This is a genomic window from Paenibacillus sp. FSL L8-0708 (assembly GCF_038009325.1).
Classification (GTDB): Bacteria; Bacillota; Bacilli; order Paenibacillales; family Paenibacillaceae; genus Paenibacillus_AQ; species Paenibacillus_AQ odorifer.
The window spans coordinates 3,664,652-3,681,259 of record NZ_JBBPBC010000001.1 but is presented as its reverse complement, the minus strand read 5'-3'; the positions used below and the strand labels follow the sequence as shown (position 1 = coordinate 3,681,259).

Sequence of the window (16,608 nt, the reverse complement as noted above, 5' to 3'; positions counted from 1 at the left end):
ACGCGGCAATGATGGGGTAATAGTTATATATTTTCCTGTTTCAATGCATCGATAATGTTCTCTTTTTTCACTTTTGAGCTTGAATATAACATGGCTGCGCTAACGATGATAAACACTGCCAATATGACACACAAGATACTCATCCACGGAAGTGTGAATCCATAAGAGAAGCTGCTCATCATTGATCTATAGATCAAGTACATAATAACTATACTAATCGGAAGCCCATATAGTAGTGACTTTATTCCATAAAAAACACTTTCGTAATTAATCATTTTATTAAAACCATTTGGCGTCATGCCCACAGACTTCAGCATCGCAAACTCTCTTTTACGAAGAGATATGCTAGTTGATATCGTATTAAAAATATTCGCAATTGATATTAAAGTAATCAAAGCAATAAAACCATAGGTGAAAATAGACATTAACATGATCATCTGCTCACTATTTTGTCTATTTTGATACACATTTTGAACATAGATATTCCGCTCTTTCATTTCCTCTATGGCTTGTTGTGTCGCTAATGGGTTTGTGCTGTTCAAGTTAAGCCGGCTTTGAATATCTTTGCTCATTGCATCATTTGTTAGTCTATCGAAGACTTGTTCAGAGACGATGATGTTTATTCCACCAACCATTGCTGAATGTACTCCCATTGGACGTTTATCAGTTAGAGCGACAATTTTTACTGGTGATAAATTCGTCTCTTTTTTGGTATCCCAATCCGTATAAATAAGCTCAAGCTTTTGGCCGACTTCAGAGTGAAAAGCTTTGGTCTCAACAATTTTTTTAGCTTTCTCATCCTCAAAGGTAACCGTATCATTCACAATAGCAGTCATCTGATCAAGCTTCGTTAGTTGTTCATAATTTATACCGACCGTTTCTGCATAGGTTTTCAAACTCTGTTCATTTAGTGCATAGATCTGAATATAGTAAGGATATTTCCCGTTCTTTAGAACACTCTTATCCGCCTGCACAATCTCTTGCAATTCTTTTGCCATATTTTTCTCATCAATCCATGAACTCACACTGAGTTCCCTAGTCACATTATATTCCGTTATATTAGGTAATTTGGATATCGAGTTCGTCAACCGGTCCACTTTTTGAGCGTCCTCAGTCCCCATATATACTTGGATATCATAGTTCAAACCATCCTGTGAGAGTTCTACCGATCTTCTCATATTAGAAGTGAACGCTGATACAGATAAAAATAAAACAATACTAATGACAAGTGAGAACACGGTTGCTTGGTACCTGCGTTTATTTCTCTTTAAATTCTTCAAACCAATTTCTGCTTCAATACCAAACAATCTGCGCACGAACTTGGATGTTTTCACCGCTTTATCTGAGAGCTTAACATCGGTTGTTTGTCTGATCGCATCAATTGCCGAGATCTTTGAAGCCTTTCTGGCTGGAAGATAGGTGGATATAAAAATTGTCAGTATTGAAACTAAACAAGCGGTTAGTAGAGACAGAGGTGTAACAATCAACGTTAATCTCTCAGTTATCCCTAATACATCTTTAATCATCGAATTGATAAACATAAAAGTGATCCCGATGCCTGCTATACCGCAAATGATCCCAATTGGAATACTAATTAAACCGATAATCATTCCTTCAAAAAACACTGAATTCTGCTTTTGCCACTTTGTAGCCCCTACACTGGAGAGCATCCCTAAATGACGTGCACGCTCCGAGACAGAGATTGCAAAAGCATTATAGATTAAAGAAACGGAACCAATGATAATCACAACCATAATAATTACTGACAATAAAAGAAGTGTGTTACGTAAGCCATCGTTATTCGTCACACCATAATAGCGGAGCAGACTATTATTATAAGAGATCGACTCGATCTTATTTTCTTTTGCCAATTCCTCTGCATGCTTGTATATGGAGCTGTCCACCTTTTTTAATACAACCGTCGCTGTGGTTTTTTCAGCTGCTCCAATCATGCTTTCATCCACATAACTTATGGCAGTATAACCCGGAGACCATGTTGGTTCCCAAGTAGGACGTTTTATCACTCCCACAATCGTATAGTTCATTGATTTTTTATGAATAATCTTTTCAAGCAGGGTATCCTCTTCAGTCCGTAATCGTTCATTCTGAGACAGGGGTTGCCCACTATTTTCATCATCGCTAGTGACACGTTCACCCACATCAAGCGTTAAAGTTTCACCAATCTTGTAAGAGACTTTTGCATTCTTTGCAATCTCCTCAGAAATGACTACTTCGTGGTTTGTCTTCGGGAGTCTACCTTCCAGCAGTTCAATCGGAAATTGTTTAAAACCAGCTGCATTATATTCCTTGATATACCAATAGGGTTTATTCTCATTCTTCCCACCCTCTAAAGGGGCGTAGCCACGATCGTTGGAGATCACTAGGGCTTTTGTCGCATCATCTGTTTCTATCGCTTTGAGTTGAGCTTTAGTAACATTTCTATATTGGACATGCCATTCTCCATTTGTAGAGATACTTTGCTTCTTCATTAATTCCATAAAAGAAAAACCTAACGTCGCCACAGCCGTTACCATAGCTACTGAAATGATAACTCCAATGATAGTTACCAATGTTCTTCGCTTATTCTGTTTCAAATGTCTTATAGTTAATTTGTTTACAATATTCACGGACGAATCACCTCATCTTTAGCGATCCTTCCATCTTCAATAGTAATAACCCGATCTGCTTGCAAGGCAATACGTTCATCGTGAGTAATCACAATCAGTGTTTGATTATACGTTTTATTAAACATTTTTAATAATTCAATAATTTCACTGCTATTCTTGCTGTCTAGATTACCAGTTGGCTCATCTGCCAGCATAATTGCAGGGTTACTAATTAATGCTCTGCCTATGGATACCCGCTGCTGCTGTCCGCCTGATAGCTGATTCGGCAGATGGTTTAAACGATTTTCCAAATTTAACGCCTTCACGGTATCTGCAAATTGCTTCTTATCCACTTTATGCTGATCGAGCAGCAACGGAAGTGTGATATTCTCTTCAACCGTCAGCACCGGTATGAGATTATAGAACTGATAAATAAGACCAATTTGTCTGCGTCTAAAGATCGCCAGCTGTGTTTCATTCAAATCATAAATATCCGTGTTATCTACAAATACTTTACCGCTTGTCGGTCTATCCACCCCACCTAATAAATGCAGAATAGTTGATTTTCCTGAGCCGGATGGTCCAATAATCGCTACGAATTCACCTTTTTTAATTGAAAAAGATACGTCATCCAGAGCCTTTACTGCGGTCTCGCCTTTACCATATGTTTTAGACAGATGTTCAATCTTTAAAATATCCATTGTTAGACCCCCATTTGTTGATGAGATCAGTATATCTGTCTACAATGACTCTTCAGTGACTCTTAAGTGACATTCTAGTCACTAAGCCATAAGTGTTAAATCACTTGCTTGTAAAATTTGATCCGAAATTGTGTCCCCTTTCCTACTTCACTCACCACATCAATCGTGCCGTTTTGTTCAGTGATAATACTTTGCGCCAAGGCAAGTCCGATTCCAACGCTGTCTTCGTTTGCATTTGTACCCTTGTAGAATCGTTTGAAAATATAGGGGATCTCTGCCTTAGGAATTCCTTTGCCATTATCAGTAATGACAATTTCCGTGAACAGCGTGTTTTCTGCAAAAGAAATCGTAATCTCTCCCCCAGCAGGTGTATGCTCTACACAGTTTTTCAGAATATTAATCATCGCCTCAGTTGTCCAATTGTAATCGCCTATGAATGAGGTAGCGTCTTCACCTTCGATTAGGATCCGTTGCTCCTTTATATCCATTGGAATCAGTATGGGCTCCATAGATTTCTGAACAAGCTTCTTTACTTTTATTGAATCTTTTTTAAATTGAATGGTTCCGGCATCGATCTTTGAGAACTTTAATAATGAAGAAACCAGCCAGCCAATCCGATCGAGCTGAAGGCTGATTTTCCGCGTAAATTCTATTCTTTTCTCAACGTCCAGATCAGGATCGCTTAATAAATCTGCCATCACGGTCATGGAGGTAAGTGGTGTTTTGAGCTGATGGGAGATGTCGGAGATCGCATTGGTAAGCTTTATTTTATCCTCTTGCAAAAGCAAACGCTGCTCCGATAACATCAACGTCACCTTATAAATATCATTTTTCAGGATACTAAGCTCGCCTTCCTGATTATCACGAACATCGAGCGAATAATTACCGCTGCTAATTTGACGTAGATACCCTGAAAGCTTCTCAATTTCGCGGTATCTCCAGCGGGTAAATAATAAACAACAACCTATAAGCAGAACTGAAGTTACCGCCGTGATCCCCATCGCTGCTGATGAAATAAATGCCGTTCCTATAATCGCCAGAAGGCTGATCGTAGTCATCGTTAGTAATAACCATCTAAATTCTCTGTTTCGTAACATCTAATCACCAACCTTATACCCTAAACCGCGTACTGTTTTGATCAGTGTGGGTTCTTGCGGGTTATCCTCTAACTTTTCCCTTAAGCGTTTAATATACACAGACAATGTATTATCATTTACAAATTCTCCGGCGACATCCCAAATCCGCTCTAACAGCTGATTTCTGGAAAGGACTTGTCCCACATGATTAGCAAATATCAGAAGCAGACGATATTCTAATGCTGTTAGCAGAACTTCATCGCCGTTCTTATAAACTTTTCCTTCAAGCGTATTAATCCGTATATTCTCTAGTTCAAAATTAGATGGAGTTTGAGCCTGCTTGTTATATCTCCTTAACACCGATTTAATGCGTGATAACAGCTCGCGAATCCGAAATGGCTTAGTTATGTAATCGTCTGCTCCCATATCAAGTCCCATCACTACATTAACTTCGTCATCAATCGCAGTTAAAAAGATGACCGGAATATCGCTCCGCTCCTTCACGATCTTACACAGATCATATCCGCTGCCATCCGGTAGAGAGAGATCAAAAATGCAAAGTGTTACTTCAGATAACCGCTCCGCCAACACCCTCCTAGCAGAGGTTGCATCATAACATAAAATAGTTTCAAAATGATCCTGCTGCAAGGAATATTCAAGTCCTGAAGCAATCGTTCTATCGTCCTCTACGAGCAATATTCTCATCAATGTTCATCCTAACCTAATAATTTGCGAAACCGTCATATTGAAAATGCACTACACTTATATTGATGAATTTGCTGAAATCCTAAACGGAGCGCTAGCTTTCGGGAAGCTTCATTATCTAATGAACAGTCCCAGTAAGGTGTAAAACCATTTGTAAGTATATCCTCCGCTACTAAGGCCGCTAAATGAGTCCCCACTCCTCTATTCTGATACTTGGAGAGAGTTTCAATTCCGATAGCATGAGTATCCTCCGTAACGAAACTAGAATAACACACACCCATAATCTCAGTTCCCTCAACAGCAGCATATCCATAGCCTTTTGCCCTAAAGTCTTCTTTCGATGACCAGAATAAATCAATATTGTCATGTACAAATTCTATATTCTTTAGATCTAAGTCCTCCCATTCCAGCATTTTAAGATTTATAATTCTAATCGCATTATTAAGGGACTCAACGGGCTTGTGAAATAACTTGAACACCATTTGTTCAAAAGGATATAGCTTCCTAGAAGGAAACATCAATGCCAGATTCCATTCATTGTGTTGACCTGAGACTTCAAAATACTCCAGCCCAAGCTTTTTCATCCTCGGTACAATCTGACTGGATACATAACTATCTAAGCTTTTAATAAATATCTCATTGGTGTGATCGCCTATAATATAAAATCCTTGCATCCCCTTACTCCATACCAACGCGCTTTTTGGTGTTACAAGTTGATCTACAAAAATCCAGCCCGGATTATTTCCCTCGATAATGGAGAGAATTTCAGAATGAATAGGAGCACCTGTAAGTAACGGTTTCACTTCATTAAAATCCTGTTGAGATAATTCATGCATATGAACACTCCTCGCCAACAATTTATCTAAATCACTGATCAATACTTAAAAAGATTAAATCCCCTTTGTATATTCTATAAGATAATTCAGCAAATTGCTTATTATAAAATCCGATCCGGGTATCCTAAATAAAAAAGAATTGGACCCAATGCTTGACGCACAGGCCCAATCCTTTATTTGGAGTATCCTTAATGATCGAAATCAGCTTGCATTATTGACCTATCATACCACCGTCGACTGTATATAGAGAACCCGTTACGAATGAAGCCTCATCCGACAGAAGGAAGTTCATCACAGCGGCAACCTCTTGCGGTTCTCCGTAGCGTCCCATAGGTGTTGCAGCTTCGTTAGCTGCCTTGTATTCTTCTGCGCTTCCAAAATTATTTTCAATTTTACGCATCATTTGTGTATTGATCGTTCCTGGGAGTACCGCATTTACACGAATACCAAGGGGTGCAAGCTCATTTGCAGCTACGCGAGTCAAACCAATTACAGCATGCTTAGACATAATGTAAGGGGCCATGCCGGGTGCACCCATGAGTCCTGCCAGAGAAGAAGTGTTCAGAATAGCACCTGATTTTTGTTTTTTCATCACAGGAATTACATAATGTAGTCCAAGAAATACACCACGTACATTGACGTTATATACAAGATCAAGTGCTTTAACGTTAAGCTCTTCGATTTGACCTGCCGGACCTTCAATTCCGGCATTGTTTGCAAAATAATCAATGGTTCCAAATTTTTCTACCGCTCTATTAACATAATTCTGAACGTCTTCTTCATTAGAGACATCCGCAGCTACAGCTAAAGAGTTAGATTCATTTAAGCCTAAATCTTGGATGACATTTTTTATCGCTTCTTCATTCAGATCGACAAGTACAAGATTCAGTTTACGATCAGACAATCGACGGGCAAGCTCTTTACCGATTCCACCTGCAGCTCCAGTAATTACAGCAGTTTTTACATATGATTCACTCATTGTATGTTCGCATCCTTTGTTATGAATTGGCTATATATTATAGTCTTAGGAGATGGGATAACCTATCTCTATTACTAGAGTACACCCCATTAGTTAACCTGTTCAATAATCAGAATTTTAAGTAATGTCGCCTAACCAACATACTTGCTCTACGTGTTTACTTATGTCTAAATCTTGAACATTAGCTGATCTTTTGTTACTTTTAAAATAAGAACTATAAATGAACGATAAAAAGATCATAGCTGGAGGTAGTTTTTTTGATACAGGAAGAACATGAAGACAGAAGAACCAGAAGAACACGCCAAGCTCTGAAATCTGCATTCGTTGAGCTAATATTGGAAAATAGTTATGATTCAGTTACAATATTGGACGTGACTAATCGAGCGGATTACAATCGAGGGACTTTTTATAAACATTTTGAGAGTAAAGAGGCTTTGCTTAAGGAAATACATGATGAATTTCTACAGGGTATAGGTGAGGCGCTATTAGACCCTTATGAGGGATTGGAACGTATTGAGGCAACGGAGGTCTTCCCTTCCATTCTGCAGCTGTTCGAATATATTGAGGGGCATAAAGCGGAGTTTTTAGCCTTATCCGCAGTGGAACGAGGGAAAATGACTGTTGAACTGTTCGACCGTTTACGGGAATCCATGCGTGAGGATATGCGAATTGAGATAGAAGCTGATGCTGCTCCTGTGGATTATGAAATTATGTTGAGTTACCAAATGTCTGCTACAGTAGGTGTCATTATGCACTGGGCTGAAGTCAATTTCAAATATTCGGCGAGCTATATGGCAGAACAGTTAATTACACTGGTGAACAGCAAAATAGACCATATAGCTTTTATGAAAAAATCTAATGGGTAAGAAATGAATTGCAAGTGCCATATATAGGAACGAAATTTAAAAAACCAGCGCATTGAGAGATGATCTCAAATGCTCTGGTTTTTAGTGTAGCAGTGCTCTACTCAGCGAATATCTTTTACTCGAATATTGCTTCCTAACAGGCCCGAATCACTACTTAATCTGAATGACGGGTAACTCTCATCTGCTTCAAGTCGCATCTGTTCATCAAATAAAGATTCCTGTTGACGGTCCACAAAAAAAGTAAAGGGCTCTTTCTGAACTTCAATATCTGTAGCATGGGGTTCACTAATAATCTGAATTACGATCACGCCATTACAACCACAGCCCTCTGTATCGAAGAACAATTTAAAATAACCTGGTCGTTCACCAAGGTTTTCATTTAACTTTTCTGTAGTTAGAGAGTTCAATTGTATGAACATTGGATGATCTGCTCCTTATTTATAATTGAGTTACTACTTTCCCAAAGTATAGATTGATTTGCTTTCACCCTCGTGTGACTGCCATCACTTCTTTTTTGACAAACATGAGTCTGAGGATAATTAAGCCGACTTTTGAGTCTCCCGGGCACCCCCTAGCTTAAATACTAGAATACCGCCAACAATCACGAGTACTCCGACCAACTGCTTCCAGGTGAAAGGAACCTTTTCAAGCCCTAACCAGCCGAGGGAATCCCACAATAAAGCAAACCCAAGCTGAGAGATTAATACGATCGAGATCGCATAGGTTGGCCCAAGACGTTTGGTGCCTTGCACGAGACAGATTACTACACCCACCCCGATCAATCCGCTGATCCAGTACCAAGGCTCCATATTTCGCAAAGTAAATATTCGGCCGCCTTCAAAGATAAGACTCATAATAAAGGACGCCAGAAAACCCAACCCTAATACTAACGTCGTTGTGGCCCAAGATCCAACCTTTTGATTAACCTTCGTATTAAAAATATTTTGTAAACTAACGAATGAACCCGCGACAAGCGCTAATATTAACCCTAAAATCATAACGTAACTCCTCCAGTTGTTGATTGTATTCTCAGAATTTCAAAATCACTACTCCAGCAATCATCAACCCTATTCCAATAAACTGTGGGAGTCTCATTTGTCGTTTTTCCATCCCAAACCAGCCTTTAATATCAATTAAGAAGGTCAAGCATAGCTGTGCAATGAGCAATGTCGATATAGTAAAAGTAACGCCAATCTGTTGAATGGCAGTGACTTCACCGAAAATAACGACTGCGGCAAAAGATCCGCCAATTAGATATAATGTTTTTACTTCTTTTAATCCTTGCCATTTCCCATCTCTAACAAATAAAAGGATTAGTAACGACATGATAAATCCTGTTAACTGTGTAATTGTCGCAGCTTGCCAAGTCCCAATATCTTGACTAATTCGAGCATTAGATACTCCTTGCAGAGTGATACAAGCCCCCGCTAAAAACGCAAATATAATTCCTTTCATTTCTCTCTCTCTCCTCAACTTCGATCTCTTACATATTAAAAAGCAATTCAGGCCTTTAAAAAAGGACATCTGTCCTAAACCAAAATAAACGATGTTGTTGCCCCTATAAGCCTTTCGTATATTTTCAAAAAAAAGACCGCCTCAAGCCATCTCTTAGGCTTAAAACGGGCTTTCAGAACTTTAAATTGTGGAATAGGAAAGTAATTTATGCTCATGCAATTGATCGAAAATGATCTGTGTAACAACTGAAACACGATTTCGATCCTTATAAGATAACCAGGATAACTCTTCAATTTCCGACGCAGGACTAAGTGTACCTTCAAAATCCGCGATATAACATGTCATTTTAACTATGACGCCTTCAGCTTTACCGTGAGCTTCCGCTTCAAAGGTTCCAAAATAGGAGATGGTTTCTGGTTTAATACGAACAGAGATCTCTTCCTCGATTTCGCGCACGAGCGTCTCCTCGTCTGTTTCTCCAGCTTCTCTTTTTCCTCCAGGCAAATAATGGGTATCTTTCCCTTTAGAACGCGCACACAAAACTTGTCCATTCTGAATATGAATCCATGCAATTTTATCAATGATTGTAGTCATACAGTTCTCCCCATATTTTTTTCTAATAATTATATCATACAGCCAAGACCATCTATTTATACAACGTCTATATTTGATTTTTGTATGTGCAGCTTAGCTTTGGCCTGAGGTACATGATGAAGCAAATAGTACGCAGCAAGAGAAAGAAGTGTTACTCCCCCCGCAACCTCATACATCATTCGGTAATCCGTATAAGAAGCAATTAAACCCATGAAATACGAGCCCGCTCCATAACCCAAATCAAATAACAAGAAAAAGGTCCCATTCGCACTACCTCTACGATCTTTAGCCGCTAATTTAAGCGCAAGAGTCTGGAAACATGGCATAAGTGCACCATATCCAATTCCCATAATGACACCAGACATCATTAACATCAAACCAGACCGAGCTTGACTTAAACTAAGCAATCCAACGGCGAAGATTAGAATTCCGGGATAGATGAGAATATGCTCATTATATTTATCGAATACTTTACCTATAACCGGGCGAAACAATACAATCATAATTGCAAAAGCCACAAAAAAATAACCAGTAAGCTGTGATTGATGAATTTCTTTCGTAAAAGAAGCTATAAATCCAGACAAGGAGCTGTAGGAAAAAGCAAGCGTAAATCCGACAAGTGATATCGGCAAGGCTTTCGGCTCGATTACGTCTCTCCAGCGAAGCCCTTTTCGCGTCTTAGCAGGTTTCTTAACAGCTTCAATAACGCTAGCCTTATCTTCTTTTGGCATCCGAACACCTAACGTGAATAACAGCGAGAGAGCGGCAATCACACACACGCCTAACAGTAGTACATTAATATTCTCATCTTTCCAGAGAAAAAGACCCAATGCGGGTCCAATGACCATAGCAATGCTCATAAACATGCTAAAATAACCGATGCCTTCTCCTTGACGTGAATACGGAATTAGCGTCGAGGCTATTGTACTTGTAGCTGTCGAGGCAACAGCATAACTCATTCCGTGTAGGAAACGAATTACCAGGAATAATACAATTCCATTAGATCCGAAGTAACCAATACAGGCGATTAGAAATATGGTTAGCCCAATAACCGCCATTTTCTTTTTGCCGAATTTATCGACCCATTGTCCCGAAAAAGGACGGATCAAAACTCCCCCTATTACATAGATAGTAATCGCTAACCCCATTTGCTGCTGATTCCCGTGTAAGCTTTCCTTTACGTATAACGGAAATGCAGTTGCCAGAATATAAAAGGTCAGGAACATAAAAAAACTACTTAAGCAAACAACAATAAAATTCCGGGTCCATATTTTCTCTCTAATCACAACAGACTCTCTCCATCCTACCTATAACTTTTTATATGTTACAATAGTATAGGACTGAAAATTAATTAAGTAAAATACATATTATATGATCGATAGATCACATTAGAGTTATAAGTAAAGTGAGGTTTTTGTTATGGAATTCCTTCAGCTTCAATATTTTCAGGCAGTTGCACGCCATGAACACATGACTAAGGCCGCAAAAGAATTAAATGTATCTCAGCCCTCCCTTAGTAATTCCATACAGCGTTTAGAGAAAAACTTAGGTGTTCCCTTATTCGAGCGACAAGGCAGAAATATAACATTGAACGAATTCGGCAAAACCTATCTGCAACGTGTCGAGCAAGCTTTTATGGAACTTGAAGAAGGACAGCGTGAGCTCACAGATATGGCCGGACTTGAACATGGAGTAATTTCCATTGCGGCCACACTCCCGTATGTATTGCCCACTTTACTAAAAGAATTTCTTACCCTTCATCCGCATGTACGGATCATCCAACGCCAGCTTGGCTCTGCGTTAGAAATGAGAAATGATTTAGAGAGTGCAGCGATTGATTTTTGCATATCATCTACACCTGTTACCGGACCAGATATCGAGTGGCTTACCTTAGCAGAAGAAGAATTATGTTTAACTGTGCCCAAGAATCATCGCTTTGCTAATCGAAAGAGTATTTCTTTGATAGAAGCTGCAGGTGAGAATTTCATTTCTTTATCTTCTAGATATAATTTCCGTGAAATTTCAGATGAATTTTGCCGACAAGCTGGATTTGAACCTCAAATTACGTTCGAGCTTGAAGAAGTAAGCGCCATTCAAACCCTAGTAGAAATGGGACTAGGAATCACATTCACCCTCCCTCTCTCCTTAGGCAGAAGAAGTCAAAATACAGAAATTGTTCAATTAAAAATAACAGAACCACTATGTCAACGCTCTTTTGGCATCGCATGGAGCAGAAAGCACTTTTTATCGCAAGCAGCTATACATTTCCGGAAATTTGCTGTGGATTTTTTTAGTAGACCTCATGAATATAATTAAGGTAAAAACTACTATGCTAAGCATTTTTAGTTATACCAAGATGATTGTAAAGCGTACATATCTGCATAAATCCCTTTATTATTTATTAAGTCTTGATGCTGCCCCACTTCAGCTATACTTCCATTATCAATAACATAGATCGTATCAACATTTTTCGCCCAGCCCAGTCTATGTGAAATGAAGATCGCAGCTTTATCTTGGCAGATATCTGATAATTGTGTATAGATCTGCATCTCAGCATTCGGATCAATCGCAGAAGTAGGTTCGTCAAACACTAGAAGATCCGCATCATTATATAACGCACGCGCTATCGACAGCTTTTGCCACTGTCCGCCTGATAGCTGCCTGCTTCCTTCAAGCATTTGACCTAACCTAACATCTAGTCCCCCTAATTCGTAAAACAAATCCATCAGCTCACATTTTTCCAGAATACTTAGTATTTTCACATCGTCCGCCGAAGATTCGGCATCACCCAACAGGATGTTTTCTCTTAGTGTCATTTCGAATTTAATAGAATGCTGGTACACGACGGATACTTTACCTTGAGGTTCTGGACTGTCTTTCCAGTAAATAGATCCAGAACTAGCAGTGTACTGCCCTAATAACAATTTGATCAAGGTAGACTTTCCTGCTCCATTTTCTCCAACGATGGCTATTTTCTCACCGGGCTTTATGACCATATTGATGTTAGATAAAACATACTTACTGGATTTGGCGTATTTAAAATAGACATTTGAAACGGTAATAGGAAGCATAGCTTCAGAGCTGTTATTGATATTATTTTTTCGGAAATCTCTATTTTTATAGGTAAGCACTTCATTTAAGTCATATAATTTACTGCTGCTGATGTAAAGCTTGCTTAGCGGCCAGGTCAAACTCATGATTTTACCACCACAGGTTAACAAAGCCAGAAATAACACTGAGATTGTCCCCACAGTAACTGTATTTGACTCCCCCATTTTACTTAACAGATAGACCAATACGATAAAAATAGCACTCGTCTGAACCATAGCCACAATCATCCCTGTTTTGATCTCGAATTTCCTGGCACTATACCTTTTATCATGCTGCTTTTTCATAAGCTTTGCCCAGAGATCCGTAAAATAGGAGATAGAGTTATAGATTCGCATTTCCCTAATCGCATTAGGATCTTCCAAAGTTACAGCTAGATAATCTCCCATTCTTCCGTCAAAAGTAAGCTCTCGCCCTGTTCTTCTAACTTTAATCTCTGTAAACATTCGAAAAGATAAAGTAGATACGATCATTAAACCCACCACCAGTGTGACTAAAAAATATCCACTTGTAGCCGATAACCAGATGATACTTATAAGTCCTGAGACATTCCCTACACTGGACACCAAAAAACCAGTAATCCCCTCTAAATCTTCTCCAACTATTGTTTTAGCTCTTTGCAGCTTGTTCCCAAACTCTTCATCATCAAAATCCTCAAAGTCAACTTGATTTGCAATATCTATCAGCTCGGATTGGAAAGCGAGAGTTAGTTCCGCATTCATTCGACTTTTCATTATGTTGGTTATACTCAATGAACAGGCTTGTACTCCATGAATTAAAACAAACCATAGAATCGGAATAAAGGTTATCGCACCAGCAGCTACTGCATTAATGATATAAACTTGAACAGAATACGAGTAAAAAGTTAATAATCCACTGATTACAGGAACTATGATCGTTATTGTTGAGATTACTGGACTTTTTCCAATCATCCGTGCCAGTATCGTTAAAATATTCTTAAGGTCTCTTCTCAGCAGAATCTCTCCTTTCTCAGCCATATAAAGAGGACTGGCGGTTAAACATTCCCCTGTACTTACCATCCAACTTCATTAATTCTTCATGTGTTCCACTTTCAACGATTTCTCCATGCTCAAACAGAAAAATTCTATCAACGAATTTGGACATATATAGCCGATGTGTCACAATAATGGAGGTCTGCTGCTCTCCTAATTTCATAAAGGTTTCAAACGCCTGCTGTTCCGCGTAAGGATCGAGGGCTGCAGTAGGTTCATCAAAAATCGTAAGCGAGCTGTTGTTGAGATATGCACGTGCAATCGCAAGTCTTTGCCATTGTCCACCAGACAGATCAATCCCCCCAAACTGTGGACCTACTAAAGTGTCCAACGCAACACCATAAGAATCGGCTTCTGCTTTTCTCATCGCAGCTAATAATCTTGAATCGTCATACATGGCAGCAATATTCCCCATGGCTATGTTTTCTCGAATTGGTCTATGTAATTTAGTGAAATCCTGAAAAACAACTCTCACACCCTTTGTGACGTTATGAGCCAGAACTTCCTGCTCTCCATTAAACCACTGGATGTTTCCCGCTGTTGGATGATATAACCCTGCTATCAGCTTGATGAGCGTAGATTTTCCTGAACCATTCTCACCTACAAAAGCAACTCGTTCACCAGGTTTGAGGGTCATGTTTATATTTTTAAGCGTGTCCTGTGCATTGGTTGCATAACGATAATTCAACTGCTGAATTGTGATCTGCATCGCATCGGTATTCCTTATCGAATCTTCCGGATCTCTTTGAACTTGCTCTTCAAGTTCCAAATACGCACTATACTCATTGAAGCGCACGCGACTTTTGGTCAGATCAGAATACATCCTTGTTAGTGCAGGAATGACAATAAATAATTGACTAGATATCTGAAGTAATAATACGAAAAGTCCGGCGCTCTGCCCGCTACCTCCAAGCGTAATTGCTAAAATAGCAATCGTAAGCCCGTTTAATAAAGTCATAGTTATACTTTGGGAGAAGCTTAAGGTCTCAGATAAAATAACTTTTCGGTGCATTTGTTTGAAATTCCCATTAAAGATCTCTTTCATTGTGGTAACCAAGTAGGAGGACATTCCGTACATTCTTACTTCCGGGAGGGTATTTCTACTAACCAGCAAATCAACGATATAATTAATCATTCGTACAGAGGAGGTTTGATTTGCTGAAATGGCCTCTACTTTCCGAGACATCCATCTGATGAGGTAAAGCTGCAGAATTTGTACTACTAAAATGAACATTGCCAGGATATAAAAGCCATAACAGGATAGGACTACGATTAGTGCGATCAATGTTATAAAGTGGATTGTCACCGCGGTCCATTGATCTAACAAATCGATCAGGGAAAGCCGTTTTGCTTTTTCTCTAATCGTTTTTGTTGCGGGATCTTCCAATAAAGCCGTCGATAATTTAGAGGTCTTAGCCAAAATACTATGTTCCAGTTCATAAATACTGGTTGCCGTTAAATTGGTTACAGAAATGGCTCGAAGAGAACCATTGATGCCAGCCAGATATAAAATTAACATCAGTGAACTTACCAATAGTAAGATATGTAGGTAGGCGTTAGTCGTGAAGTTCTGAATGAGGTCAACTACATATTTCGTTATGAACAGCTCTGCAAATAGAATTGGTGGGCTCAGCAGGTTAGTGATAAAATATAAAAGTGAGTTTCTTTTGTCTTTTACATAGAGTAGCTTTACAACGTAGAGAAAGTCAGGCAGATAGCATCTCTCCTTAAGTGTATATTTTTCACTGAAAACTCTTTCCTTTTCAAACGTGGAATCTGATTATAACGTTAATTGTTTATAATTGGAAGAAGTACTTTCAAGCTCACCAAATTATAGGAGTGTGAATTCATGAAACTTCAATTCAACTTATTCCCAGGCGGATTATCAAAGGCGCTCACTATGAGCTATGATGACGGCCAGAAACACGATATCCGCTTGGCTGGTATTTTTGATCAATATGGAATTAAAGGGACCTTCCATTTAAATAGTGCAATGATCAATGCACCTGGGTTCTTATCGCCCGCTGATGTTAAGCATTCGCTCAGGAATCATGAAGTGTCCGCCCATTCCGTTACTCACCCACATCTAGAGCGTCTTCCTTTACCGATGGTAATTGAAGAGTTGTTCGAAGACCGTAAACGATTGGAAAAGCTGGTGGATTATCCAGTGCGAGGCATGTCCTACCCCTACGGTACATACTCTCAGGAGATAATTGCACCACTTCAGTCCGTTGGAATTGAATACAGCCGCACTGTTCACTCTACCAAACAGTTTGATATGCCTCTTAATTTCATGGAATGGCATCCAACCTGCCACCATATTGAAGATCTGCATCAGGTTTGGGAGCGATTCACAATGGAAGGACCCTCCCAGAAACTAAGACTCTGTTATGTTTGGGGCCATAGCTATGAGTTCGCACAGCAGAACAATTGGGAGTTAATCGAAACTTTTTGCCAACAAGCAGGTGGACATTCAGATATTTGGTACGCTACTAATATTGAGATTTATGATTATGTCACTGCCCTGTATTCACTGAAATTAAGTGCCGACAAAACGATTATCCGCAACAATTCTGCCATAGATGTTTGGGTATCTATTAATGATCAACCCGTTCAGATTAAGGGTGGAAGTATGATGACTACGAAATAATCTAAAACACAAAAAAAGA

The 16,608-nt window shown here is 39.2% G+C and carries 16 protein-coding genes; 3 read left to right on the top strand and 13 right to left on the bottom strand.

Annotation, left to right across the window (positions count from 1 at the left end):
- Positions 1 to 23 precede the first annotated feature (23 nt).
- The 6 genes from NYE58_RS17645 to NYE58_RS17620 form a co-directional block, all read right to left on the bottom strand.
- Positions 24 to 2,627 carry an ABC transporter permease gene (locus NYE58_RS17645; RefSeq protein ID WP_341002498.1) on the bottom strand — a complete coding sequence of 868 codons (2,604 nt, stop codon included), beginning with the start codon at positions 2,625 to 2,627 and terminating at the stop codon, positions 24 to 26.
- Positions 2,624 to 3,307 (bottom strand): ABC transporter ATP-binding protein, encoded by a 684-nt coding sequence (locus NYE58_RS17640; protein WP_076125806.1) that lies wholly within the window; start codon positions 3,305 to 3,307, stop codon positions 2,624 to 2,626. The genes NYE58_RS17645 and NYE58_RS17640 overlap by 4 nt, the downstream gene beginning before the upstream one ends.
- A 95-nt stretch (positions 3,308 to 3,402) precedes the next feature.
- On the bottom strand, positions 3,403 to 4,404 hold the full coding sequence (locus NYE58_RS17635; RefSeq protein WP_076125808.1) for a sensor histidine kinase: 1,002 nt from the start codon (positions 4,402 to 4,404) through the stop codon (positions 3,403 to 3,405).
- Positions 4,405 to 5,088, bottom strand: a complete 684-nt coding sequence (locus tag NYE58_RS17630; RefSeq protein ID WP_076125811.1) for a response regulator transcription factor — start codon at positions 5,086 to 5,088, stop codon at positions 4,405 to 4,407.
- Positions 5,089 to 5,123: 35 nt separating this feature from the next.
- Positions 5,124 to 5,924 carry a GNAT family N-acetyltransferase gene (locus NYE58_RS17625; RefSeq protein WP_341002497.1) on the bottom strand — a complete coding sequence of 267 codons (801 nt, stop codon included), beginning with the start codon at positions 5,922 to 5,924 and terminating at the stop codon, positions 5,124 to 5,126.
- Between the two features lie 211 nt (positions 5,925 to 6,135).
- Entirely contained in the window at positions 6,136 to 6,903 is a 768-nt protein-coding gene (locus tag NYE58_RS17620) for an SDR family NAD(P)-dependent oxidoreductase (RefSeq protein ID WP_076217521.1), read from the bottom strand.
- Between the two features lie 257 nt (positions 6,904 to 7,160).
- Between NYE58_RS17620 and NYE58_RS17615 the strand changes: the two genes are divergently transcribed.
- A complete protein-coding gene (locus NYE58_RS17615) occupies positions 7,161 to 7,769 on the top strand; it encodes a TetR/AcrR family transcriptional regulator (protein WP_076190423.1) in 609 nt (202 codons plus the stop codon).
- A gap of 101 nt (positions 7,770 to 7,870) precedes the next feature.
- On the opposite strand, the gene NYE58_RS17610 is transcribed toward NYE58_RS17615, so the two are convergent.
- The 5 genes from NYE58_RS17610 to NYE58_RS17590 form a co-directional block, all read right to left on the bottom strand.
- Positions 7,871 to 8,188 carry an iron-sulfur cluster biosynthesis family protein gene (locus NYE58_RS17610; protein ID WP_341002496.1) on the bottom strand — a complete coding sequence of 106 codons (318 nt, stop codon included), beginning with the start codon at positions 8,186 to 8,188 and terminating at the stop codon, positions 7,871 to 7,873.
- 120 nt (positions 8,189 to 8,308) lie between these two features.
- Positions 8,309 to 8,767, bottom strand: coding sequence for a DMT family transporter (locus NYE58_RS17605; RefSeq protein ID WP_076125820.1), 459 nt, complete (start codon positions 8,765 to 8,767; stop codon positions 8,309 to 8,311).
- A gap of 31 nt (positions 8,768 to 8,798) precedes the next feature.
- Positions 8,799 to 9,224, bottom strand: a complete 426-nt coding sequence (locus NYE58_RS17600) for a DMT family transporter (RefSeq protein WP_341002495.1) — start codon at positions 9,222 to 9,224, stop codon at positions 8,799 to 8,801.
- A 180-nt stretch (positions 9,225 to 9,404) separates the two neighbouring features.
- Entirely contained in the window at positions 9,405 to 9,818 is a 414-nt protein-coding gene (locus tag NYE58_RS17595; RefSeq protein WP_341002494.1) for an NUDIX hydrolase, read from the bottom strand.
- Between the two features lie 56 nt (positions 9,819 to 9,874).
- Positions 9,875 to 11,104 carry an MFS transporter gene (locus NYE58_RS17590; protein ID WP_341002493.1) on the bottom strand — a complete coding sequence of 410 codons (1,230 nt, stop codon included), beginning with the start codon at positions 11,102 to 11,104 and terminating at the stop codon, positions 9,875 to 9,877.
- A gap of 133 nt (positions 11,105 to 11,237) precedes the next feature.
- Here NYE58_RS17590 and NYE58_RS17585 point away from each other — a divergent pair, with 133 nt between their 5' ends.
- Positions 11,238 to 12,134 carry a LysR family transcriptional regulator gene (locus tag NYE58_RS17585; protein ID WP_341002490.1) on the top strand — a complete coding sequence of 299 codons (897 nt, stop codon included), beginning with the start codon at positions 11,238 to 11,240 and terminating at the stop codon, positions 12,132 to 12,134.
- Positions 12,135 to 12,160: 26 nt separating this feature from the next.
- Here the strand turns inward: NYE58_RS17585 and NYE58_RS17580 are convergent, their stop codons facing one another.
- Both NYE58_RS17580 and NYE58_RS17575 read right to left on the bottom strand, forming a co-directional pair.
- Positions 12,161 to 13,924 (bottom strand): ABC transporter ATP-binding protein, encoded by a 1,764-nt coding sequence (locus NYE58_RS17580; RefSeq protein ID WP_341002488.1) that lies wholly within the window; start codon positions 13,922 to 13,924, stop codon positions 12,161 to 12,163.
- Positions 13,917 to 15,458 (bottom strand): ABC transporter ATP-binding protein, encoded by a 1,542-nt coding sequence (locus NYE58_RS17575; protein WP_341002487.1) that lies wholly within the window; start codon positions 15,456 to 15,458, stop codon positions 13,917 to 13,919. Before NYE58_RS17575 ends, NYE58_RS17580 begins: the two co-directional genes overlap by 8 nt.
- A gap of 330 nt (positions 15,459 to 15,788) precedes the next feature.
- On the opposite strand from NYE58_RS17575, the gene NYE58_RS17570 reads away from it, so the two are divergent.
- Positions 15,789 to 16,589, top strand: coding sequence for a polysaccharide deacetylase family protein (locus NYE58_RS17570; RefSeq protein WP_076125834.1), 801 nt, complete (start codon positions 15,789 to 15,791; stop codon positions 16,587 to 16,589).
- Positions 16,590 to 16,608 lie beyond the last annotated feature (19 nt).

Bases quoted from the DNA above. Each gene is read 5' to 3' on its own strand.
- NYE58_RS17640 (WP_076125806.1), bottom strand. From the start codon at position 3,307: ATGGATATTTTAAAGATTGAACATCTGTCTAAAACATATGGTAAAGGC.
- NYE58_RS17635 (WP_076125808.1), bottom strand. From the start codon at position 4,404: ATGTTACGAAACAGAGAATTTAGATGGTTATTACTAACGATGACTACG.
- NYE58_RS17630 (WP_076125811.1), bottom strand. From the start codon at position 5,088: ATGAGAATATTGCTCGTAGAGGACGATAGAACGATTGCTTCAGGACTT.
- NYE58_RS17625 (WP_341002497.1), bottom strand. From the start codon at position 5,924: ATGCATGAATTATCTCAACAGGATTTTAATGAAGTGAAACCGTTACTT.
- NYE58_RS17620 (WP_076217521.1), bottom strand. From the start codon at position 6,903: ATGAGTGAATCATATGTAAAAACTGCTGTAATTACTGGAGCTGCAGGT.
- NYE58_RS17610 (WP_341002496.1), bottom strand. From the start codon at position 8,188: ATGTTCATACAATTGAACTCTCTAACTACAGAAAAGTTAAATGAAAAC.
- NYE58_RS17605 (WP_076125820.1), bottom strand. From the start codon at position 8,767: ATGATTTTAGGGTTAATATTAGCGCTTGTCGCGGGTTCATTCGTTAGT.
- NYE58_RS17600 (WP_341002495.1), bottom strand. From the start codon at position 9,224: ATGAAAGGAATTATATTTGCGTTTTTAGCGGGGGCTTGTATCACTCTG.
- NYE58_RS17595 (WP_341002494.1), bottom strand. From the start codon at position 9,818: ATGACTACAATCATTGATAAAATTGCATGGATTCATATTCAGAATGGA.
- NYE58_RS17585 (WP_341002490.1), top strand. From the start codon at position 11,238: ATGGAATTCCTTCAGCTTCAATATTTTCAGGCAGTTGCACGCCATGAA.
- NYE58_RS17580 (WP_341002488.1), bottom strand. From the start codon at position 13,924: ATGGCTGAGAAAGGAGAGATTCTGCTGAGAAGAGACCTTAAGAATATT.
- NYE58_RS17575 (WP_341002487.1), bottom strand. From the start codon at position 15,458: ATGTTAATTTTATATCTGGCTGGCATCAATGGTTCTCTTCGAGCCATT.
- NYE58_RS17570 (WP_076125834.1), top strand. From the start codon at position 15,789: ATGAAACTTCAATTCAACTTATTCCCAGGCGGATTATCAAAGGCGCTC.